The sequence below is a fragment of the Cytophaga aurantiaca DSM 3654 genome, assembly GCF_000379725.1.
GTDB classification, from domain to species: domain Bacteria; phylum Bacteroidota; class Bacteroidia; order Cytophagales; family Cytophagaceae; genus Cytophaga; species Cytophaga aurantiaca.
The window spans coordinates 1-22,988 of record NZ_KB903633.1 but is presented as its reverse complement, the minus strand read 5'-3'; the positions used below and the strand labels follow the sequence as shown (position 1 = coordinate 22,988).

Genomic DNA, 22,988 nt, shown 5'->3' with positions numbered 1-22,988 from the left:
AAAATTAAAATGTATATAGTAAATGTGCTACAGAAAAATAAATCCCTAAGCCCAGAAGATCATTGGCAGTAGTAATAAACGGACCTGAAGCCAAGGCAGGATTTACCCCAAATCTATACAAAATGAGTGGTGTAATTGTACCCATAAACGATGATACTAAAACCACACAAAAGAGTGCGATGGAAACGGTAATGGCTAAATTAATTTCTTGTTTTAAAACAAAGTTGAATAAAAACACTAAGGAGGCTAATGCTAATCCGTTAATTAATGATACAACAAATCCTTTCAAAAAACGATCAAATTCCATTCCGACATAACTAGAATCTCTGGCCAAAGATTGAACAATCATAGATGAAGATTGAATACCAACATTGCCGCCGGTAGCTGTGATTAAAGGGATAAAGAAGGCCATTGCGGTTACCTGGTGAATCACATTTTCAAACAGACCGATAAATTGGGCACCTAAAATACCTCCAAGCATACCAACAATTAACCATGGTAATCTACTTTTTGATAGCAGCCAAACCGAGTCATCCTCTTCTGCATCGTTAGAAATACCCGACATCATCTGACGTTCAAGATCTGCTTGTTCCGTAATTAAATCGATTACGTCATCAATTGTGATCCGGCCTAATAATTTACCTTGAACATTTACAACAGGTATTGTTTCTAAATCGTATTTCTGCATCAATTCAGCAACTTCAGTACCACTCTTATATGATTCAATGCTTTCAATAGAAGGTTCGTAGATGTCTGCTATGAGTGAATTTTCATCAGCAAGAAGTAATTTTTTCAATGATAAAATACCAAGCAAACGCATGTTATCATCTACTACGTAAATTGAAAAGATTTTATCTACATTTTTTGATTGCGCTCTGATCTCTTCAATACAACGATCGATTGTCCAGTTTAGGTTGGCTTTTATTAATTCTTTTGCCATTAAGCCACCAGCACAATCTTCATCATAATGCAACAGATCAATGATGTGATCAGCCTTTTCAGGGTTTTTAATAAAGGCAATTACTTCCTCTCCTGTTTTAATGGAGAGCTCATTGATAATATCTACAGCATCATCCGAATCAATGTATTCAATAAAGCCTGCTATTTTTTCAGGCGTATAATTCTTTAGTATTTTTAAACGAATATCTGTATCAAGTTCTGAAATAACCAACGCACTTTTTTCAGTGCTTAATATATCGAGCAAGGCCACAGACTCGTCTGTATCCAGTTCATATAAAATAACAGACAAATCCTGCTCCGGTATTTCAGCTACCAAATCAAGTATCCGACTGTTTTGGTCGTCACTATTGAAGCATTCTTTAAGCTCGTTTATTAAATCTTCTGTTAGTTCGAATGCCATAATCTTATTTGCCAGTCATCATGTTGGTTAACATAAAAAAGTCTTCAACAGAAAGTTGTTCCGCTCTTTTATCAAAGATAGGTAAATCCATAGAAATGTTGTGCACATTGATTGCTTTGAGCGCATTTCTTAATGTCTTACGTCGCATTCCAAAACCTGCTTTAACTACTTTGAAAAAATCTTTTTCGTTGCAAGGTAATGTGTCGCGGCTGTTACGTTTCAAGCGTATTACTCCCGATTTAACTTTAGGTGGAGGTGTAAAAACATTTTCATGTACGGTAAATAAGTATTCAATATCATAATATGCCTGCAGCAATACGCTTGTAATGCCATAAGTTTTATTCCCATGCTTTGCAGCAAAACGTTCTGCTACTTCCTTTTGAAACATCCCAACCACTTCAGGTATTTGCTCTCTGTGATCTAGAACCTTAAATAGAATTTCTGTTGAAATGTTATATGGGAAATTACCTATGATGGCAAATTTATCGGGATACCATTCGCTTAAATTCGCTTTTAAGAAATCAGCATGTATAACATCCGCATCTTTAAGAGGGAAAACTTTTTTTAAATATTCAATGGATTCGCCATCTATATCGACTACTCGTGTATGATAGTTTGTATTTTGTAATAAAAATTGAGTTAATACACCCATACCAGGGCCAATTTCCAAAACCTCTTTATAATCACCATACAGCGTTAAGCCATCCACAATATCTTTAGCGATTTGCTGATCATTTAAAAAATGTTGTCCTAAATGCTTCTTCGCTTTTACCTTTTCCATCTGTATCTCTGCCGTAAATATTTTATGCGAAGTTACAATTAGTTTCATCTATTCATATGCATTGAAGAAGCAAAGAGTATTAACCTTGAGTAAAGTTTAAAGAAAAAAATATTGTACTATAAACAAATGCAAAAAGCCTCCGGCGAAAGAGGCTTTTTGGGGAACATTACTACTTTAATCAAGACGAGCAAGAATTGTTAAAGAAGATTTTTAAAATGGTTAGTTGTTAAATAACTACTTAAAGTTATTGATTTATACTAGTTTGTGTGCAATAGGTAACCAAATTGTTAAAAAATAAACAATATAAATTTTCAAAGAATGGAATATTCTAAGTTATTATTCGGGCTTGCTAACATCTTTTGATTATCTTTGAATTGAATAAAGTAGGTTATATGACACCAGTAAACGTTTTTGACAGACCTGTAATCGGGGTTACTTTAGGTGATTTCAATGGCGTCGGGCCTGAATTAATTCTTAAAACTTTTTCCGATCCAAGAATATTAAAAGTTTGTATTCCAGTAATTTATGGTAATTATAAATTGTTTGCCCGTTATAAAAAAATATTAGGTGCATACGATGAATTAAATTTCCATTCCATTAGATCCATTCAGGAAGTTCAATCTAAAAAGATCAATCTGCTTGTATGTTGGGAGGATGACTTTGAAGTTACACCTGGTCAGCCATCAAAAGAATCTGGTAAAGCAGCATTTTTATCTCTTGAAAAAGCTGTCAGCGACGCTTTGGCTGGCGGACTACAGGCAATTGTTACAGCTCCTATTGATAAGAAAAACATTCAGCAGGAAGGATTTAAATTTGCTGGACATACAGAATATTTAGCAGAGCGTTGCGGAGTTAAAGATAATTTGATGGTTATGGTAAGCCCAACTATGAAAGTTGCTTTAGCTACCGCTCATATATCTGTAGCTCAGATAGCTACTTCCCTTACAAGAGAAGTATTATTAACTAAAATCAATTTATTGTATCAATCTCTGAAAAAAGATTTTGGTATTTCGAAACCTAAAATTGCAGTTTTGGGCCTTAATCCACATGCAGGTGAAAACGGTATGATGGGTATGGAAGAGCAAAATTTGATCACTCCTGTTATCAAAGAAGCGAAAGAAAAAGGAACGTTATTATTCGGACCTTTTCCGGCTGATGGTTTCTTTGGGCAGCATCACTATACTAAGTTTGATGGAGTTTTAGCGATGTATCACGATCAGGGCTTAACGCCGTTTAAAGCCCTTTGTTTTGATGAAGGGGTTAATTTTACCGGTGGGTTGCCATTTATCCGCACATCGCCGGATCATGGTACTGCGTACGATCTTGCAGGAAAGAATTTAGTTGCTGAGGAATCATTCAGATCAGCTGTTTATCTTGCTTGCGACCTCGTAAAAAACAGCTTGTTAGTAAATAAGTAAGGATAAATGAGTAATTAAGGGGAAATATGAATGAATAACCCTTTTTTAAGTCATAAGAATATTATAACTTTGCACCCCAACCTATTAAATGGGTGATTGAGATGAATAAGTTAAGAGCATTTGATATTGAAATTGTGCATATCAAAGAACATGTACCTCATACGTATAATTTCAAGCTTGATGAATCATCTTTCTTTACGCTGTTTGAAGATAGTATAATCCAGAAGGGGTTATTAGATGTTATTGTGGATTTAGAAAAGACTCCATTACATATAAAAATGAATATTTCGATAAAAGGAAATGTTGAACTTATATGTGATCGAAGTTTAGATCCGTTTGAATATTCTATTGATTCTGCATACCCTTTGATATTTCAGTTTTCTGAAGAAGAAGAAGGTGAAATAACAGATGAAATCATAGGGATTAAAAGAGAAACAATCAAAATTAATATTGCTCAGTATGTTTATGAGTTTATTAATTTAGAAGTACCGATAAAAAAACTTCATCCTCGTTTTCAGGAAGAAGAAGTTGATAATGATGAAGAAACATTATTAATTTATTCAACTGATACAGAAGGTGAAGAAAAGAATGACTCTCCTACCGAAGATCTGATTGATCCTAGATGGTTAGCATTGAAGAGTTTAAAAGATAAAAGTAAGTTAAACTAGTAATAAGAAAATGGCTCATCCTAAGCGCAAAATTTCCAAAACAAGGAGAGACAAGAGAAGAACTCACTACAAAGCGGTTGCTTCTCAATTTGTTGAATGCTCTAATTGTAATTCACCCGTGCTTCTTCACATAGTATGCCCTGAATGTGGCTTCTATAGAGGTAAGTTGGCTATTGAAAAAGCCGTAGCAGTATAATCTGATGAGATTAGCACTAGATGCGATGGGAGGAGATTTTGCTCCCAAGGCTATCATTGAGGGTGCCATCTTAGCCTCAGACTCTCTCCCTTCCGATGCAGAAATTATTCTCATTGGTAAGGAGCAGGTAATCCGTGAACATTTGTCTCAGCTTGAAGGTAACAAAAGCAGAATACAAATTGTTCATGCTGATGAGGTTATAACCATGGCCGAACATCCTACAAAGGCATTTTCGCAAAAGCCAAACTCAAGTATATCTATTGGTTTTCAACTACTGAAGCAAAAAGAAATTGATGCTTTTTGTAGTGCAGGAAATACTGGTGCTATGCTTGTTGGCTCTATGTTTAGTATCAAAACAATTGAAGGTATTCTTCGTCCTGGTATTGCTGGCTTTATGCCTCAAGAATCAGGACGTTTTGCTATTATCATGGATGTAGGTGCCAATGCTGACTGTAAGCCTGAGATGCTTGCTCAATTTGCCGTGATCGGTTCTTTATATGCTAAGTATATTTATGGCATTGAAAGTCCGAAAGTTGGTCTTATGAATCTTGGTGAAGAAGAAGAAAAAGGAACGATTTTAACATTGGCTGCACATCAGCTGATCAAACAAATTGATTCTGTAAACTTCGTTGGAAACATGGAAGGCAGAGATCTATTTTGCAGTAAAGCAGATGTCATTGTTTGTGATGGTTATACAGGCAATATCATTCTTAAGATGGGTGAAACGTTTTATGATTTAGTTTCTAAGCGTGGATTTAATGACAATTTCTTTAATATGTTTAATTATGAAGAAGTTGGAGGCAGTCCTATTCTAGGGGTTAATGGTAATGTAATAATTGGACACGGTATATCATCTCCTAAAGCAATTAAGAATATGATGCACCAGGCATACCAATTAACACATGCCAAAATCTCAGAAAAAATTAAAAACGCTTACAGCTAATCTCAACAACTAGAAGATGGGCAATGTAAATGCATGTATTACCGGTATTGCAGGTTATGTACCGGATTATATTTTAACAAATCAAGAATTAGAAAAGCTTGTCGAAACATCTGATGAGTGGATTCTTTCTAGAACAGGTATAAAAGAACGTCGCATTTTAAAGGGCGAAGGCTTAGGTACTTCTCACATGGCTGAGAAGGCAGTAAAAGACCTCCTTGCGAAAACAAATACCGACCCTTCCGAAATCGATTTATTAATTTGCTGTACTACTACCCCAGACTACGTTTTTCCTGCTACAGGAAATTTAGTTTCGGATATGTGCGGACTAAAAAATGCATTCAGTTATGATATGAATGCAGCTTGTTCAGGCTTTTTGTTTGGATTGGTAACAGGTTCACAATACATAGAAAGTGGTAAGTTCAAAAAGGTCATTGTAGTTGGTGCAGATAAAATGTCTGCTATCGTTAATTACAAAGACCGCAATACATGTATACTATTTGGTGACGGTGCAGGTGCTGTATTATTAGAACCAAATTATGAAGGCTTTGGAGTGGTTGATAGTGTATTAAAAACCGATGGTTCAGGTGCACAATATTTAATCATGAAAGGGGGCGGAAGCCGTCATCCTGCTACACTTGAGTCTGTAATGAACAGCGAACATTTTGCACATCAGGAAGGTGCAACCGTGTTTAAATTTGCTGTTAAAAACATGTCAGATGTTGCTGCTGAAATTATGGAGCGCAATCAATTAACCGGCGACAATGTGCAATGGTTGGTTCCTCACCAGGCAAATAAAAGAATCATTAATGCAACTGCAGACCGCATGAATGTTGGACCTGAAAAGGTAATGATTAACATTGAGCGTTATGGAAATACCACAAGTGCTACTATCCCACTTGTACTTTGGGATTATGAAAAGCAATTGAAAAAAGGTGACAACCTTGTGTTGGCTGCATTTGGCGGTGGCTTTACTTGGGGCTCTGTTTATTTGAAATGGGGATACGATCCCAAGTAAAATAAATAGAATTGAAATTAAGAATACTGAAAATTTATACATTACATCGTTAACAGAAACTGTTAAAATTTTAAACAGTTAATAAAATTTAAATTAAGAAACTGATGAAACCAAAGGAAATTCAGGAGTTGATTGACTTTATCGCTAGCTCAGGGTTAGCAGAAGTAAATATTGAAACAGAACAATTTAAAATAAATGTTAAAAAATATCCGAATAATGCTGTTAAAGCTGCGGATATTGTAATGCCAGTATTACCACAACAAGTTGTTCAGCAAGCACTGCCACAACAAGTACAACAGGTTGCTACACCAGCTGCAGAGCCTGCTAAGGCAACTCCGGCAGTTGAAGCTTCTAATTTAATTACAATTAAATCACCAATGATTGGAACGTTCTATCGTTCTTCTAATCCGGAGACTCCTTCATTTGTTAATGTTGGTGATGTTATCGAAGCAGGTAAGCCTGTTTGTATAATTGAAGCAATGAAATTGTTTAATGAAATTGAATCTGAAATTTCAGGTAAAATTGTTAAGATATTAGTAGAGAATGCTACTCCAGTTGAATACGATCAACCATTATTCTTAGTTGAACCTAAGTAATTAATAGTGTTGAGTAGTTCATTTTACGGGAAAGATATATGTTTAAAAAAATATTAATAGCAAACAGAGGAGAAATTGCATTACGTGTAATCCGCGCTTGTAAAGAGCTTGGAATTAAAACGGTTGCTGTATATTCTGTTGCTGATAAAGAAAGTTTACACGTACGTTTTGCAGATGAAGCGGTTTGTATAGGACCTGCTCCTTCTAATCAGTCGTACTTGAGCATACCAAATATTATTGCTGCTGCGGAAATTACAAATGCAGATGCCATTCACCCTGGATATGGATTCTTATCTGAAAATGCTAAATTTTCTCAGGTGTGTGCAGATTATGGAATTAAATTTATTGGAGCAAGCGCCGAAATGATTAACTCCATGGGCGATAAAGCTTCAGCTAAAGATACCATGAAAAAAGCTGGTGTACCATGTATACCGGGTTCTGATGGTTTATTAAGTAATATTGAAGAAGGCATTAAATTAGCGAATAAAGTAAAATACCCTGTGATCCTGAAAGCTACTGCTGGCGGTGGTGGTAGAGGTATGCGTATTATTCGTAACGATGGCGAATTTGAAAAAGCATGGAACGATGCGAAACAGGAAGCTGGTGCTTCATTTGGTAACGATGGTTTATATCTTGAGAAATTCATTGAAGAACCGCGTCACATTGAAGTTCAGTTATTAGGTGATAAATTCGGAACGGTAGTTCACTTATCTGAAAGAGATTGTTCAATTCAGAGACGTCACCAAAAGTTGGTTGAAGAGACTCCATCTCCTATTATTACAGAACGTTTACGTAATAAAATGGGTGAAGCAGCTGTTAAAGGTGCTAAGTCTATTAAATATGAAGGTGCCGGTACAATTGAATTTCTGGTAGACAAGCATGGAGATTTTTACTTCATGGAAATGAATACCCGTATTCAGGTTGAACACACAATTACAGAAGAAGTTACTGGTGTTGATCTTGTAAAAATGCAGATCAGAGTTGCAGCTGGCGAAAAATTAGAGAAGAAAAATTATCTTCCTCTACGTCACTCAATTGAATGCAGAATCAATGCGGAAGATGCGGCACATGGTTTCAGACCATCTCCGGGTAAGATCACAAACTTCCATATGCCTAGTGGTTTTGGAGTGCGTGTAGATAGTCATTGTTATACAGGATATACAATTCCTCCTAATTATGATTCGATGATTGCTAAGCTTATTGTAAACGCTCCTACGCGTGATGAAGCTTGTGACCGTATGAAACGTGCTTTACAGGAGTTCGTTATTGAAGGTGTAAAAACAACTATTCCTTTCCACATCAAATTGATGGATGATCCTCAATTCAGATCCGGGAAATTTACAACAGCCTTTCTTGAGACATTTGATTTCTCTAAACTTTAATAAAATAAAAAAGACCAGTGTTTCACTGGTCTTTTTATTTATTCTTAATTCAACTTCAAAGATGAATTACTTATGCGAAATGTATTTTTAATAAGTATTATTATCGTATTTATTTTTCCCACACATTTATTTGCCCAACAAACTCAAAAAAATCTGTATCTCACATTGGGTTTTGGCGGAACATCTTACAGAGGAGATTTAACAAATTCATTCGAAAGCTGGGGTGGCACATTTCATACTGGTTTGGTCTTTAATAAGAAGAAACGAGTGAATGGCTATATACACCTTATGATAGGCGGTGTAAGAGGCAACAATGATTCCTATGTTTTTAATTCAACACAAACCACTACTCCGAATACGTATTTCAAAACATCTTTAATTAGTTTAGGATATGAACTACGAATCAATATTTTCAAAAAAGAAAATTATAGTCTTTATGTAAGTCCTGGTATTGCATTGTTGAGATATGACCCAAAAGATGAATTTAAAAACTCTTATTCAAATCAATTTTCTACAAGAGCTGCAGGTGAAATCTATTCGAATGTTTCATTGATGCTGCCGATAAAAATTGGCGGCACGTATTATTTAAAAAACGGTTATGGAATTGGTGTAGATGCAGGCTTTTTAAATCCGCTTACAGATTACATTGACAATATTTCTCAATGGGGAAATAAAAGCAAGAAAGATAATTTACTTCAGCTGAATTTATTATTGTATATACCATTAAAGTAAGAGCATATAATATGCTCCTACTTAATTATACCGTAGCTGCGAATGTTGCAGATTCAAGTTCTGCTGAATAGAATCTGTTCACTTCACGTATCTCCACTCCCATCAGCCATTCATGACGATGCTTCTCATAAATGTCTGTTAAAATTTCTGGTAAATAATTACTTGTATTTGTCATGGACTCAGTACGAGTAATGTATTCACCGGTGAATTCACCATTGTTATTAATGGATATCTTCAACTGATAATTTACAGAAAATAATTCCATACGATTACTTATTTAGCAGATTCACTTGATTCGTCTGAATTGAAATTACATTTATTAAAGAACTTGCTTCTTAAATTTGAACGTTCCTCAGTTGATAAATTATCCCACTTCGCTTTCATGTGTTCTTTCCATGCCTGACGTGGATTTCCGCCACCACAGCAACATCCACCTTTTCCTTTAAATCCTCCGAAAAGAATTTTAGACAATAGAACAATACCAAAGGTTTGCCATAAATTGATTGCAGGCCCATTAAACAACGTTGGTACAAGCCAGTTCCATAAATACATCGTTATAAAACCTAAGGCAAATATCAGCAACGGTGCACCGATAACTATCTTTGCGATGATGATTAATTTGTGCTTTTTCATATGCGTATGTGTTTAATACTATTTTAGATTAAATGTTTTAATTATAATTCATTATAAAGTTCTTGTAACTTCTTTCTTAGTGATAAAATGGCGTAGCGTTTTCTGGATAATAATGTATTTACGCTTACCCCCGTTATATCACTGATCTCTTTGAAGGATTTATCTTCAAATTCGTGTAACAGCATTACCTGTCTCTGCTCTGCAGGCATCTCTGCCATTGCTACTTCAATTGCTTCCCAAATTACGTTACGCGCATAAACGTCTTCGGGTGTGTTCTTGAAGTCCGGAAGAATATCTTCCAGCATAAGCATTTCAGAGTCTTCAGACTTACCTTGAAAGGCTAAATCAGACCATGCATCCGGCTTTTTCTTTCTGTATTTGTCTGTGATCTTATTGCGGGCTACAGAGAATAACCAAGAGCTCACTTTATCAATAGACTCAATACTTTCGTATGCAGAAACAAATTGAAAGAAGACATCCTGCAGAATATCTTCTGCATCTTCCAGTCTGGATACACGCTTGCGAATAAATCCTAACAGACCTCCACGTTGGTTCTTAAAAACCTGTTCAATGTGTGCTTCCTGACTACTTGGCATTTTTTAGTTTTATTTCCTTCTATAGGATAGTCGGACAATATTGAAAAATATTGTATGGGATTAAAAAAAATAACAAAATAATATTAAATGTATTATAAGTATCTGATATATAGATATTTTAATTTTATATCTATATCAACTATTTCTCAATTCGATTAAATAAAAATGAAATTTTATTATCTGGAGTAATTTCATTTAGAATAGACTCACCAGTATTTTTAATTGCTAAATAATCCAGGGCTATAGGTTCATCTTCTTGTCGTACATTCAACTCAATATTCACCCACAATACACCACCAACGTGAATAACAGTGAAGGCAGGACTATACTTCTGAATAACATCTATGCGATCATGAAAGGATTGTATGATCTGTGTTTGCGTTTCTTTATCAATAGAAGTAACGGCGAGTATCTTAATATTCTCAGAAAATAAGACAATTGGATAGTATGCCATTGCTATTGAAAAAATAATACAGAACACTGGATCGACATAGTCTGCATAGGTTTTATAGGTAGTGAATTGAAGTCCGTAAGAAACACACACTGCAAGTATGATGGAGAAATTAAAAACAATATCTGTTTTCCAATCCAATGCATCGGTCTTCAATAAAGCAGAGTCAATCTTTTTACCTTGTCTATTGACATATATATATGCACATACATTAAAGAATAATGTGACTGCTGCGTAGCTGAACATTATTGTATGATCGGTTGGCTCCGGACCGCTAACAATGCTACCTATAGACTCACCAATTGCTTTTATACAAATTAAAATAACCATGAAGCTGCGTATTAAATTTAATACGGGTACATACCCCGAAAAACCCAAGGGATGATTTTCATCTTTTGGTCTGGTTTGTAATTTTGAAATGTAAATGGTTATTAATCCGATAATGCCACTGATCACATATGATCCTGCATCGACTTCAATGATGTTTGATTCTGTTAATTCATTAAAAATAAGACTACAGATCATTAATGCAACGATCGTATACAGTGAGAATTGCAGTGCCTGATATTCTGTTTTACTTTTGTTTTGCTGCATAACTTTTATAAGAATAAACGTTACAACAATGTGTAACTATGAAAAGACGGGGTAATAAAATTGAAAGATTAAATATAAAAAAAAAACACACATAGTATCTATCTATGTGTGTTTTCAATATGAATTATGTTTATGAGTTATACTACTTCTACCGGCACTTTTTCTTCATCAACTATTGGAACATCTTTTTCAAACTTCAGGTTTTCAATAATGAATTGCTGACGCTCAGGTGTATTTTTACCCATGTAGTAAGAAAGCAATTTAGGAATTGTAATTTCTTTTGTAAGTATAATCGGGTCCAGACGGATGTCTTCGCCGATGAAATTACCAAATTCATCTGGTGAAATTTCTCCCAAACCCTTGAATCGGGTGATCTCCGGCTTAGAACCTAATTTAGTAATTGCCTTTTGTTTTTCGTCTTCGCTGTAGCAATAGATCGTTTCTTTTTTATTTCGCACTCTGAATAAAGGTGTATCTAAAATAAACAAGTGTCCATTACGAACTAAGTCCGGGAAGAACTGTAAGAAGAATGTCATTAACAATAAACGAATGTGCATGCCATCTACATCGGCATCGGTAGCAATGACAACGTTTTTGTAACGCAATCCTTCCAAGCCATCTTCGATATTTAGTGCATGCTGAAGAAGATTGAACTCTTCGTTTTCGTAAACAATCTTTTTAGTAAGTCCGTAGCAGTTTAACGGTTTACCACGCAAACTAAATACAGCCTGCGTTTCTACCTTACGAGACTTTGTAATTGAACCGCTGGCAGAATCCCCTTCGGTAATAAACAATGTTGACTCATAACGTTTATCCGATTTTTCATCGTCTAAATGGAACCGGCAGTCGCGTAATTTTTTGTTGTGCAGATTGGCTTTCTTCGCGCGATCGTTTGCTAATTTTTTAATACCTGCAATGTCTTTTCGCTCACGCTCCGATTGCAGAATACGTTTTAGTAATGCATCGGCTGCAACAGAGTTCTGATGCAGGTAATTATCCAGTTCACGCTTAACAAAATCATTTACAAAGTTTCGTACCGTAGGACCTTCGTGCGCTACGTTTTGGGATCCAAGTTTTGTTTTCGTTTGAGATTCAAAGACAGGTTCCTGTACGCGTATTGCAATGGCTCCTATAATCGATGAACGCACGTCTGAAGCATCGAAGTCTTTTTTATAATATTCTCTTACTGTTTTCACTAAAGCCTCTCTGAATGCAGCTAAATGCGTCCCTCCTTGTGTTGTGTATTGTCCGTTTACAAACGAATAATATTCTTCACCATATTGTTCTCCATGTGTAATACACATTTCAATGTCATTACCTTTCAGATGTATAAAGGGATAACGGATGGATTCGACATCTGCTTTACGCTTCAATAAATCCAACAACCCATTTTCAGAAAAGTATTTTTTACCGTTGTAGTTGATGGTTAAGCCTGCATTCAGGAATGCATAGTTCCACAACTGTTCTTCTAAAAACTCCGGAATGAAATAGAAGTTTTTAAATATGCTATTATCCGGCGTGAAGGTAATCATCGTACCGTTTTTTTCGGTTGTCGATGTTTCCTTATAATCTTTAACTAATTCACCTTTTTCAAACTCTGCAATTTTCGTTCTGCCTTCGCGGATGGATTGAACTTTAAAGTATGCTGAAAGTGCATTCACTGCTTTTGTACCAACACCGTTCAAACCAACGGATTTCTGGAAAGCGCCGCTGTCGTATTTACCACCTGTATTGATCTTTGATACGCAGTCGATTACTTTACCCAATGGAATACCACGGCCATAATCGCGTACTTCAACTTTTTTATCTGTAATTACGATGTCAATCTGCTTACCATTCCCCATCATGTGCTCATCAATGGAGTTGTCAATGATCTCTTTTACAAGAACATAGATACCATCATCCTGAGCGGATCCGTCGCCCAGTTTACCGATGTACATACCCGGACGTAAACGGATATGTTCTTTCCAATCGAGTGAACGGATACTATCTTCGGTATATACAGGTTTTTCAGCTGCCATGTAATTGGGTATGTTAAATTTTGTAGCAGGAACAATTTACAAAAAATCTCTGAGGGGTAAAGCCTGTATTATCCACAGCAAGCCAATGTATTGTTTTATTTATTATTAAGTGTTTGTTAATGTGTTATTTATGTTATTTTGTGGGAAGCAATGATAGCAGCAGTAATTTGGCTATTTATAGCATATGCCTGTAGGCGGAATAAAGATGAATTATAGGCGGATTATAGGTGGGATAACGGTGGCTTATATATCGCTTAACTATGGGATAAGGGTGGGATAACCATGAACTATGATTACACTTGGTTCATAAATAAACAAGATACCCATTGCTAAAGCCATGGGCTATGCAAAAGTTATATAAACAAAAGCCCTGATTCTAACTAAAGAAACAGGGCTTTTGTTTGTTATATTTTACTTTAAATTAGTTGATAACAATCTTTTGGATTTTATCGCCTTGTTTGATCAGGTCAACGATTTCAATACCTTCAGTTACTTTACCAAAGGCTGTGTGGACACCGTCTAAATGCCCTGTATTCTTACGGCTATGGCAAATGAAGAATTGAGAACCGCCCGTATCTTTACCTCTGTGTGCCATAGATAATACTCCACGGTCGTGGTGTTGGCTTGGATTTTTAGTTTCACATTTGATTGTATAACCTGGCCCACCTGCACCTGTGCCATCCGGACATCCACCTTGAATCATAAAATCAGGAATTACACGGTGGAATTTTAAACCGTCGTAGAAACCGCTTTTAGCCAATTTAACAAAATTTGCTACTGCTATAGGTGTGTCCTGATCAAAGAATTCTACTTTCATTACACCTTTGTCGGTGTGAATTTCTCCTGTTGTCATAAGAATTTTGTATTACAATTATAAGTTGTACAAAAGTACGATTTTTTTTAATAAAGTGAACGGGTTACTTATTGCTTCTCTCCCAGTTTATTTATGATGTAGGTAGACTTGCCAGTGTCAACAATATAGTTCCTTGCATTTGTAGGATCCTGTTTGATAGACACTGCTTTTATCAATTTTGTTTCTACTCCATCCTGATTTAGTAAACACCATTTTTTTGAACGTGTTACCGGAATCGGCGTTGCGTTGCCTGTATCCATAAAGGTATAGACCTGTGTAGATACTACTGTACCATCGGTTCGCAGCAATGACCAAACATTATCTTTTTTTACTTTTAAATGGTTTGGAGCGGCAAGAATAATTTCCTGATAATCGGAAGCAAGAATGCGCTTGCCATCTGCATTAAACAATCCCTTTTTATTATTTTCTGTAGCAATGTAAAACGATGTAATTCCTAATTGTTGCTTTTCAATTGCTGAATAATTGGGCTGCATCACATAAGCGCCTGCGCTATTGATGATGCCAACTTTACCATCTTTTTTTACAGTAGCAATACCATTTGAAAACGATCCTGTTTCATCAAAAACGATATCAAATTTTTTAGCTTGATTTTTTCCATTGAAGTAAAACCAAACGTTATTTTGGTTTACCTGAATACTTTCGAGTGAATCAGTCAGACTAACTTTATCAAATGTATAGGTATTAAAAATATTCGATGTAACCGGTAGTAATAAATTTTCAGTATTGGCTTTTTCAGAACCAACATAATACTCTTTTGTATCGGATAATTTTAAAGATGTATAGATTGGTTTAATCACAAAAAAATCTTTCAGATCAATAATTCCGAATAAATTATTTTGTTGAACGATAGCTGTACCATTAGAAAAGTCGCTTGCTTGAGGATATTTAGGTGTTATATAAACTTTTCCTTTTATTGATGCGTAACCGTACAAGTTATTTTTCTTAATTCTGAAATATCCATTACTATATGGTGCGATGGATTGATATTCTGCAGGTAATAAAATTCCTCCGGCAAGGTCGGTAAGTCCATAGTTAGCGCCATTCTTAACAATCAGAATACTTGTTTTGAAAACATCTATTGAATCGTATAACGGATTCAATGTTACTTTACCTATGTTATTGAATATACCCCATTTACCATCCTGTTCGAAAATAATGTCGCGTGGAGAAATCTTTTTCACGTGTTCGATATTTGGTTCTAGCAAAAAGCCGCCGTTAACGTGATTGACTACACCTAACTTGCCATTCTTTTGTATCAATGAACAATTGGGCGACATTACCTGTGCAACTGTATACTGTGGAATAATGATATATTTACTATTTTCTTCATCAAATAATCCCCATAAGCCTGCTTTCTTTACCCAGGTCAATTCTGTACCCTGAATGGAATAGATCTCTGAATACTGCGGAGCCAATACATTTCTTCCTTTATCATCGATCAGTGCCCAGAGACTGTCTTTCATGGCCCAGGCTTTATTGTATCTGAAGTTTAAGATCTTTTTATATTGAACAGGTATGATCAGGTTTCCATTACAATCGAGAACGCCGCATAAGCTTCCTTTTTGAACAATGGCCTTGTTGCTGCTGTATGGAGATACTTTTGTAAAGATGGGTTCTACTACCATCATTCCCATCATGTCTGCATATCCCCATGCTTTCTTTTCTTTATCGTAATACGGAAATAAATCTTCCGGACAGCTGTTGCCTTCCTGGGCGTTGGCCAGTATACTTAATGAGACTAAAAAAATACAAATTATTTTTTGAATGAATTTCATAGATATGTTTTGTATTGGTATAAATGAATAATGGTTTTTAAGTAATTGGTTACAGTTTTTCTTCTTGAAATATTATAAATCAGACTTTGCTGATCCATTTATTTCCCTTTATGTAATAACGCCAGGGTTTATCTTTATATTCTTCCGCATAATCTATTCCTACGCGTGTTGTTGCATGGATTGAATCAACGTGAATGTTTCGGTCTTCTATCCACAAATCATCTCCTAATAAGGAAATTTTGTTGTGTAATTTATTTATACCTAATGCCTGAGACAATGCTCCGGGGCCAGCTGTAAGAGTTTTGTCCAATTTATTTTTCTTCCTTCGCTGCATCATTGTTTCAATGCCTTCAAGTGGTTCAAGAGAACGTATCAGTATTGCGTGAGGAATACCTTTTTTATTGGTAACAACATTGAACAAGTTGTGGATGCCGTAACACAAATATACGTAACCTATTGCTCCCTCCATGTAAAATACTTCTGTACGAGGTGTTTTTTTATTGCCAAATGCATGCGAAGCTTTGTCTTCAGGTGCCTGATATGCTTCTGTTTCAGTTATTATACCGGAGGTTAACTTACCATCAATAAAAGATACTAATACTTTCCCAAGCAATTCCTGACTGATAAGCTGTACATTTTCTCGTAAATAAAAAGATCGCGGTAGTTTATGTGTTTTCATTGTATACAAAGAAAATACGTTCGATAATAGAATGAATATCCTTTAATAGCATCATTTTGTATACGTAATCGGAATGTTACTAAACCATTATGATTTAAGAATTCGACATCTATTTCAGATAAAATAAAAGTTCGAATTAATCCCAATAAAAAGAATATGAATAAAAAAACAATCCAAATATAGGGCAAAAGCATAGTTTGATTCGTTAATCTTTAGTATTTTTAATTACAGCAAATTTAATTTAATTTCAATCTAACTAAAATAAAACAGCCATCTATGTTTAAGTCGTCTATTTTTTTGAAAGGAGTTATTATCATCACTTCTATTTTGAGTTCAGCAGGAACAGTATTTGCTCAAACGGAAGATGCAATCGTAGCTAAAAAAAATTCTTTAAAGGTTAATCCTACAAGCTTTTTCGTTTCAACCTTCGCATTATCTTATGAAAGATATTTAAGTCAAGGCACCACTTTGCAGCTTACCGGGGGGATGATGGCTGCATCACAGGATTCAGATTATAATGGTACATATTACAACGGCAATACGTATGTTACATCAAATAATACAGACAAAGCCTATGGTGGCCTTGCTGAAGTAATGCTGAAATTTTATTTTCTGAAAGGTCAATCCGTAATGAGTGGCTTATATGCTGCACCTTATTTCCGTTACTGTAAAAATAATTTTGAAATTCACACACAAAGTACAAATGGAACAGTAATCCCCGTATCTTTTAAATACAACATAGAATCCTTTGATGGCGGCGGTGTATTTGGTTTTCAATGGGTGATAAGAAATGCATTTGTAATGGATATGTTTGTTGGAGGCGGACTAAAAATATCTAACAATACAGCACCTGCATTTTATAACAAAGATGACCGGACTTTCTGGATCTTAGAAGCTCAGGATTATACCGGCATAACTCCTAAAGCCGGATTACGTCTTGGATTTGTATTCTAGTATTATTTAATAAGTATATATCCACTGATTATACCGGCCTTGAAGGAATTTCTTTCGAGGCCGTTTTTTGTATAGGTGTATATGGTAGACCGTTGAGAAAAATCACCAGCATCGCTTACAATCAGATCACCATTTGAAGAGTGAACAGCCAATCCATAAAACGTTTTTCCTGAACCATCAATTATAATTTCTTTTACAGATGAAGGAGTTGTCGTATTGATTCTGTAGATATCCTGTTCGATCCAATACATACAATTATTTATTTTATTGAAATTAATTTTAGATGCAAAAATTGAATAGGAAGAAGCCTTGATCGTGCGAACGATTTGTCTGTTTTGTGGATTGAGACAGACAATAGATGGTAAAATGGAAAGAGCTTCATTTCCGTTGCATAAGATCCATAAAAAATTATTGTTATCAATTGCAATGGATGAACTTCCGTAACCTATATTAATACTATCTTTCAGGGATTCTGATTTACTGTCAATTAAATATAAATACCTGCTCTCCGGACTTGTTACATAGAATGTGTCTTTGTAGTTCAACAACTCTTCTGTCCAGTAATTGATGCGTATTTTTTTCTCAATCGTCTGTGAACTTGTATTGAGTATCGAAACCCCTTTTGCATGCAAATCTGTTATATATCCTTTCGTACTTGAAGCAAAGGCCATGTATCTTGGGGATGTAAGACCTGAAATTGTTTTGGTACTTATAAAATCTGAATTCAATATTTCAATTTTACCTGAATTATTAACGACCAGATAAAATTGATTTTGAAAATAGGCCAACTGTTGACAAACGTCTCCTGCAGGTCTGTTATTTTTTAGGAAAAAAATATCCTGTGTAACTAGATTATTTGTTGAATCATAAAAGCTAACACTTCCATTTCCTGACTGAAAGTTGCCTTCATTCACTACGAACATACCCGATTGCAGTAAATCCGGCAAAGGATCTGATTCCTTTGCCGGTGGTTTACATGAATAGAAAATGCTTATGATAATAAGCAGCCGAATGATTCGGTTTTTCATTAGTCGATCTTAATAATTTTTTCTGCGGTATTTCCAACGCGAATATAATAGATTCCATTTTCCCATGCAGTAGCATCCAGGATTGTTGTTTCAGTTATGATCTGATTTTCAACAAGGATACCATTTACATCGTATACATATAATTGCTGACCAACGAAAGATACGTCTAATAAAGAAATATTAAATTGATTTGCGGATGGATTTGGATAAATTTCTAAAATAGATGAATTTGATTTACTGATAGACGTAGCAAGATCATTCTGGTTGATCACTCCTACTGCATCTAAATCAAAACCACATGACGCAAATGCTGTAGCATAGGGATCATTGATCGGGTTGCCTAATGAATCTTTAGAGGAAAGTGTTAAATCAATTGTTCCGATAACATCAATTATTTTTACGTGTGTGATATTATTTACATCTAGTAAAGAGTAATTTTTCAATTGCTCAAGATCAAATGGTGTTCCGTAGTTCGCAACATATTTACCCGCTAAATTGTAAATCAGAGAAGCATCCATTTGTGCATTGTTATCAAGCTGTGTTTTGGAATCTGTTTTCGATATAGATGGGAAACGAACATAGTTTACACCATCTGAACTGACTTCAACAAAAGCCAATTCCAAAAACTGATTTGTACCAAGATCAAATGCATTTTCAAATACTGCAAAATCCGGACCTGCACCATTTTTAATTGGTTTAGCAAATTCAAGAATCGCAACTCCGTTATCTCCTAATGATACCAATCCATTCACACCTGCTTTAAGAGTACCATTTACATCTTTACCATAGCTCGCGTAGCCAAGACCTGGATTAGCAATATCCAGATAACCTCTGGTTACTGTACATGTAGTAGCCCATGATTTGAACAACGTACTCTCTTTAGAAATTGCTTCTGTACCTCCATTCACCACTGCTAAATCATATAGTGGTTCATTGAAGTGATCTATTGCAAAATAGTTTGGTGTGTTCATTCCGTATACGGGATCATTGTCCGATGAAGTCAAAAGAAAAATCAAACTGTCAACCACACCCAATGGTCTTAAGTCTACCCAGCGCCATGTATTTAATATATAGTCTTTTGAATTGTCAGCAAATGTGTAATCTGCTAATTTTATTTTTACAGTATCGCTAATTACTACATTATTTCTATAGCCAGTTATTGCTAATTGGAAGTAGTCCGGATCATTACCAGTAGGGCCTCCAAATGCTTTAGAGAAACCAGATCCGTTGATCATATCAAGTGCCGCATACGTTGTATTAGTAACATAAAAACCGGTTACGTCATTTGTTTTTGCTGCATTTTTTAATTCAATAACGGATCCGTTCTTTCCGATTGCAAATTTTTCTGAACGACCAACACCGCTGCCAGTAAAGACACTGTATTGATTTGTATATCCTTCAGTAGTTACATCGGTTTTGTTTGAATACGCAAAACCTGTAGACCACCACCCTTCATTTATAGTTTGAAAATATGCATCTCCATTTGTAAATCCACCCGAGCCATCTGCTCCTATCCAGTATCCGTTTCCATCTAATGGAAGTGCTTCGAAGGTTGATGTAGTTTGTGCAAATCCATAAACGGACTGCACAAGTAATAACAAACATGTGTATAGTTTTTTCATAGTATTAATTAAATGTATAAGATAATGTTAATTGATAATTGCGTAGCGGCATTGGTCGACTTGCCACTACTTCATAAGAAGTATTTAAGATGTTATTGATGCGGGCATTAATTGATAGTGTTGATTTAGATTTTGGAACATTGAAATTGAATGTTGCATATGTATCAAATAGATGATAGGGATTTATATAATCTGAATTGTCAGAAGTAATAAAACTCCATGACGTATAATTGTATATAAGACCTATGTTTATTTTCTTAAAATTAACTGCTGTGGTAAAGGAGTTTTTATATAGCGGAACATAGATCAATTGCTTTCCTTTTCGATCATCGGTAGATGCCAGATCGGATTCATTGGTAGACTTTGTATAAGCAAATGAATTTCTGAATTGAATCATGAAATTTGTAACCGGTATTGTTAACCGTGTTTCAGACTCCAATCCTCTCGACCATACCTGTTGAATATTATCGGGGGTCCAGATGCCATAACTTGGAGTCCATAAGATCCAATCTTTTATGATTCGTGTATAGATGGTAACATCCTGAAAAAATGTAAGCTTATGAATCTTTTTTTCGAATGCCGCTCCTGCTTCATATCCCCAGCCACTCTCAGGTTTAAGAGATGCATTACCACCGGGATTCCAGTACAGATCGTTCAAGGAAGGAACTCTGTAATTATAGGATACTAGTCCGTGAAACTTCATTGCAGAACACAGATGATAATCCATGCCTAGTGATGGTGTAAACGGTATCCATGTGTTTACCCAGTCTTTACGGATGGCTGGAACAAGAATGAGTTTCTTATTAAATAATTTAATGTTTGAAGAAAGAAAGAATCCGATCTTATTTTGATGCACCGTTGGTTCTGAAAAATTATCAGAACTGGCTTCTTGAAAAATAGCTTGTGTTCCTGCTAAAAGCAATACATTCGAATTTAGTTGATATCTATATTCCAGTTCAGCCTGAATGAGCTGACTATTTATAATTGAATGTATGTTTGTTGTATCGGATTGGTAATTCATTTTATCCGATTGATATCCTACTCTGCTTTGAATGACCGTTCTTCTTTTTGCATACATCCATTGCAAGCCTTGCTTCCAGTTTCTATCGTATTGCTGTGCATCTGAAAACGGCACTCCTATTGTGCCAGGTATTTGTTTATCGAATTGCTGATACCATAGCCAGTATTTCAGTGTGTGATTTTTAATGCGTCTGGAATAATCCAGATACATGCCGGCTTGTTTTTGTTTGGCGTGGTTGAGTTGTTTTTTCTCACCTTGATCAAAATAAAAAATATCATTTGTAGTCTGCTTGCAATATACGGCTGCATACAATTGCTGTATAGAATCTCCTATACGTGTAGATAAAATGGGCAGCATAGAACCAAAGCTGGCTTGCTGGTAGCTAATGCTGAGTTGTTTTCGTTTAACAAAATCTGCGTCATTCGATAAATGAATGCTTCCGCCGATCGCTCCGCTGCCCATCAGTGAAACTTGCGAGCCATACTGCACGCGTAAATTTGTAAATACAAAAGAAGGGATTGTAGAATAGTCGACCTGTCCGGTGGTTGGACTGTTCATGATCATACCATTCATTGTAGTCTGAGTCTGCGATGCAGAGCCACCTCTGATCGATATGCTTGCTATAGAACTTACACCGTATGATTTGATGTAGACAGAAGATTGATTTGAAAGTACGTCGGCTAGAGAGCCAGGGTTCTGCTTTAAGTAAGTTGAATCAATAACAATGGATTTATTGCCTGCAGAAAAATCTTCGTATCGGTATCCTTTAATATGAATGATATCTGCTTCATATGTCGAATCCGTTGAAGTTTGTGCATGGAGATATTGATTGCCTGATAATATCAATATCAGACAAATGAATAAACCCCGAATAAGTACGTACAATGCCTGCATCAAATGATTTAGTTAAATCATTCGATAGCTTGTGGTTAGTATAAAGGAGATAAATACAACAGTGCAGACGAGAGTTCTGCATGAAGAACTTATCCGCTAGCCTTTTCACCGAAAGCTTCGAATATGTGTTTCTGGCAGGTCTTCTGACTTACTCTGTTGTATTTACCTTCCCGTCCAGATAGCTATCGGGACAGTGGCTAAATCAAATACAACGTTATATGAGCTTACAGCAGCGGGAACTGTTTCGGACTTACACCGAATTCCCTTTTAATTATTTCAGATTATGAAATAAACCAATAACAGAACAAAGGTAGGAATTAATTTTTGAGGAAGCAAGGGAGTTTCGAGTTGCTAGGTACTAGGTGCTAGACGAAGGAAGTACAGATAAATACTCAGTACTGATTATAGAGTACAAAGACGATGAAATATGTCGCTATCGTTCTCTAATTTGTGTCACAACGAATAATCGCCGTGGATTTCTATGGTTTATGCAAGTGCATTGGTATAAATATATTCATATTTTCTATTATCTCTAACGCATGCAAATACACGATGTATTAATTTATTTCGAATAGCGTTTATAACATTCATTTTTGCTTTCCCTTGTTTTATTTTACGATCGTAGAATTCTGTAATTTCTTTATTTGATTGAATAGCAACCAGTGCTGCCATGTGTAATATTGATTTGATACGCATATTTGCTTTTCTTGATACATGTGTTCGTTTTCTTACGCTTGTTCCTGAACTATGTTCAA

23 protein-coding genes and 1 riboswitch are annotated in these 22,988 nt (G+C 35.5%); of the genes, 9 read left to right on the top strand and 14 right to left on the bottom strand.

From position 1 onward, the window contains the following. Positions 1-4 precede the first annotated feature (4 nt). Both mgtE and rsmA read right to left on the bottom strand, forming a co-directional pair. Positions 5-1,360: a magnesium transporter gene (gene mgtE, locus A3EE_RS0108870; RefSeq protein ID WP_018343094.1), complete on the bottom strand. Its 1,356-nt coding sequence runs from the start codon at positions 1,358-1,360 to the stop codon at positions 5-7. A 4-nt stretch (positions 1,361-1,364) separates the two neighbouring features. Continuing rightward, positions 1,365-2,141: a 16S rRNA (adenine(1518)-N(6)/adenine(1519)-N(6))-dimethyltransferase RsmA gene (gene rsmA / locus A3EE_RS0108865; RefSeq protein WP_026209685.1), complete on the bottom strand. Its 777-nt coding sequence runs from the start codon at positions 2,139-2,141 to the stop codon at positions 1,365-1,367. Between the two features lie 392 nt (positions 2,142-2,533). On the opposite strand from rsmA, the gene pdxA reads away from it, so the two are divergent. The 8 genes from pdxA to A3EE_RS0108830 all read left to right on the top strand — a co-directional run bounded on the left by pdxA (position 2,534) and on the right by A3EE_RS0108830 (position 9,091). After that, on the top strand, positions 2,534-3,559 hold the full coding sequence (gene pdxA, locus A3EE_RS0108860) for a 4-hydroxythreonine-4-phosphate dehydrogenase PdxA (protein ID WP_018343092.1): 1,026 nt from the start codon (positions 2,534-2,536) through the stop codon (positions 3,557-3,559). 101 nt (positions 3,560-3,660) lie between these two features. After that, positions 3,661-4,227 carry a YceD family protein gene (locus tag A3EE_RS0108855; protein ID WP_018343091.1) on the top strand — a complete coding sequence of 189 codons (567 nt, stop codon included), beginning with the start codon at positions 3,661-3,663 and terminating at the stop codon, positions 4,225-4,227. A gap of 10 nt (positions 4,228-4,237) precedes the next feature. Beyond that, on the top strand, positions 4,238-4,423 hold the full coding sequence (gene rpmF, locus A3EE_RS21635; protein WP_083921261.1) for a 50S ribosomal protein L32: 186 nt from the start codon (positions 4,238-4,240) through the stop codon (positions 4,421-4,423). Positions 4,424-4,427: 4 nt separating this feature from the next. Next, positions 4,428-5,366: a phosphate acyltransferase PlsX gene (gene plsX / locus A3EE_RS0108850; protein ID WP_018343090.1), complete on the top strand. Its 939-nt coding sequence runs from the start codon at positions 4,428-4,430 to the stop codon at positions 5,364-5,366. 16 nt (positions 5,367-5,382) lie between these two features. Beyond that, positions 5,383-6,381, top strand: coding sequence for a beta-ketoacyl-ACP synthase III (locus A3EE_RS0108845; RefSeq protein WP_018343089.1), 999 nt, complete (start codon positions 5,383-5,385; stop codon positions 6,379-6,381). 104 nt (positions 6,382-6,485) lie between these two features. Further along, the gene (accB, locus tag A3EE_RS0108840; protein ID WP_018343088.1) at positions 6,486-6,977 is read left to right on the top strand and encodes an acetyl-CoA carboxylase biotin carboxyl carrier protein; all 492 of its coding nucleotides are present in this window, start codon (positions 6,486-6,488) and stop codon (positions 6,975-6,977) included. 38 nt (positions 6,978-7,015) lie between these two features. After that, positions 7,016-8,359, top strand: a complete 1,344-nt coding sequence (accC, locus tag A3EE_RS0108835) for an acetyl-CoA carboxylase biotin carboxylase subunit (RefSeq protein ID WP_018343087.1) — start codon at positions 7,016-7,018, stop codon at positions 8,357-8,359. A 72-nt stretch (positions 8,360-8,431) separates the two neighbouring features. After that, entirely contained in the window at positions 8,432-9,091 is a 660-nt protein-coding gene (locus tag A3EE_RS0108830; protein ID WP_018343086.1) for an outer membrane beta-barrel protein, read from the top strand. A 25-nt stretch (positions 9,092-9,116) separates the two neighbouring features. On the opposite strand, the gene A3EE_RS0108825 is transcribed toward A3EE_RS0108830, so the two are convergent. The 8 genes from A3EE_RS0108825 to A3EE_RS0108790 form a co-directional block, all read right to left on the bottom strand. Beyond that, positions 9,117-9,356: a hypothetical protein gene (locus A3EE_RS0108825; RefSeq protein WP_018343085.1), complete on the bottom strand. Its 240-nt coding sequence runs from the start codon at positions 9,354-9,356 to the stop codon at positions 9,117-9,119. Positions 9,357-9,364: 8 nt separating this feature from the next. Further along, positions 9,365-9,724 (bottom strand): hypothetical protein, encoded by a 360-nt coding sequence (locus tag A3EE_RS0108820; protein ID WP_018343084.1) that lies wholly within the window; start codon positions 9,722-9,724, stop codon positions 9,365-9,367. A gap of 41 nt (positions 9,725-9,765) precedes the next feature. Beyond that, positions 9,766-10,320 carry an RNA polymerase sigma factor gene (locus A3EE_RS0108815; RefSeq protein ID WP_018343083.1) on the bottom strand — a complete coding sequence of 185 codons (555 nt, stop codon included), beginning with the start codon at positions 10,318-10,320 and terminating at the stop codon, positions 9,766-9,768. Between the two features lie 139 nt (positions 10,321-10,459). Continuing rightward, positions 10,460-11,365 (bottom strand): cation transporter, encoded by a 906-nt coding sequence (locus A3EE_RS0108810; protein WP_018343082.1) that lies wholly within the window; start codon positions 11,363-11,365, stop codon positions 10,460-10,462. Between the two features lie 137 nt (positions 11,366-11,502). After that, the gene (locus tag A3EE_RS0108805; protein ID WP_018343081.1) at positions 11,503-13,386 is read right to left on the bottom strand and encodes a DNA topoisomerase IV subunit B; all 1,884 of its coding nucleotides are present in this window, start codon (positions 13,384-13,386) and stop codon (positions 11,503-11,505) included. A 421-nt stretch (positions 13,387-13,807) separates the two neighbouring features. Then, entirely contained in the window at positions 13,808-14,239 is a 432-nt protein-coding gene (locus A3EE_RS0108800) for a peptidylprolyl isomerase (protein ID WP_018343080.1), read from the bottom strand. A gap of 68 nt (positions 14,240-14,307) precedes the next feature. Further along, on the bottom strand, positions 14,308-16,035 hold the full coding sequence (locus A3EE_RS0108795) for a WG repeat-containing protein (RefSeq protein WP_018343079.1): 1,728 nt from the start codon (positions 16,033-16,035) through the stop codon (positions 14,308-14,310). A 79-nt stretch (positions 16,036-16,114) separates the two neighbouring features. Then, positions 16,115-16,714 (bottom strand): DNA-3-methyladenine glycosylase, encoded by a 600-nt coding sequence (locus A3EE_RS0108790; RefSeq protein ID WP_018343078.1) that lies wholly within the window; start codon positions 16,712-16,714, stop codon positions 16,115-16,117. Positions 16,715-16,990: 276 nt separating this feature from the next. Between A3EE_RS0108790 and A3EE_RS0108785 the strand changes: the two genes are divergently transcribed. Further along, positions 16,991-17,668 (top strand): DUF3575 domain-containing protein, encoded by a 678-nt coding sequence (locus A3EE_RS0108785; RefSeq protein ID WP_018343077.1) that lies wholly within the window; start codon positions 16,991-16,993, stop codon positions 17,666-17,668. Between the two features lie 2 nt (positions 17,669-17,670). Here the strand turns inward: A3EE_RS0108785 and A3EE_RS0108780 are convergent, their stop codons facing one another. The 4 genes from A3EE_RS0108780 to A3EE_RS0108765 form a co-directional block, all read right to left on the bottom strand. Next, entirely contained in the window at positions 17,671-18,696 is a 1,026-nt protein-coding gene (locus A3EE_RS0108780) for a YncE family protein (RefSeq protein WP_018343076.1), read from the bottom strand. After that, a complete protein-coding gene (locus A3EE_RS0108775; RefSeq protein WP_018343075.1) occupies positions 18,696-20,318 on the bottom strand; it encodes a DUF4465 domain-containing protein in 1,623 nt (540 codons plus the stop codon). Before A3EE_RS0108775 ends, A3EE_RS0108780 begins: the two co-directional genes overlap by 1 nt. Before the next feature lie 4 nt (positions 20,319-20,322). Continuing rightward, entirely contained in the window at positions 20,323-22,233 is a 1,911-nt protein-coding gene (locus tag A3EE_RS0108770) for a TonB-dependent receptor plug domain-containing protein (RefSeq protein WP_018343074.1), read from the bottom strand. A gap of 116 nt (positions 22,234-22,349) precedes the next feature. Then, positions 22,350-22,546: riboswitch (cobalamin riboswitch) on the bottom strand. Between the two features lie 173 nt (positions 22,547-22,719). Next, positions 22,720-22,988 (bottom strand): transposase (locus A3EE_RS0108765; RefSeq protein WP_026209627.1); only part of this gene is annotated, 269 nt, incomplete at its 5' end.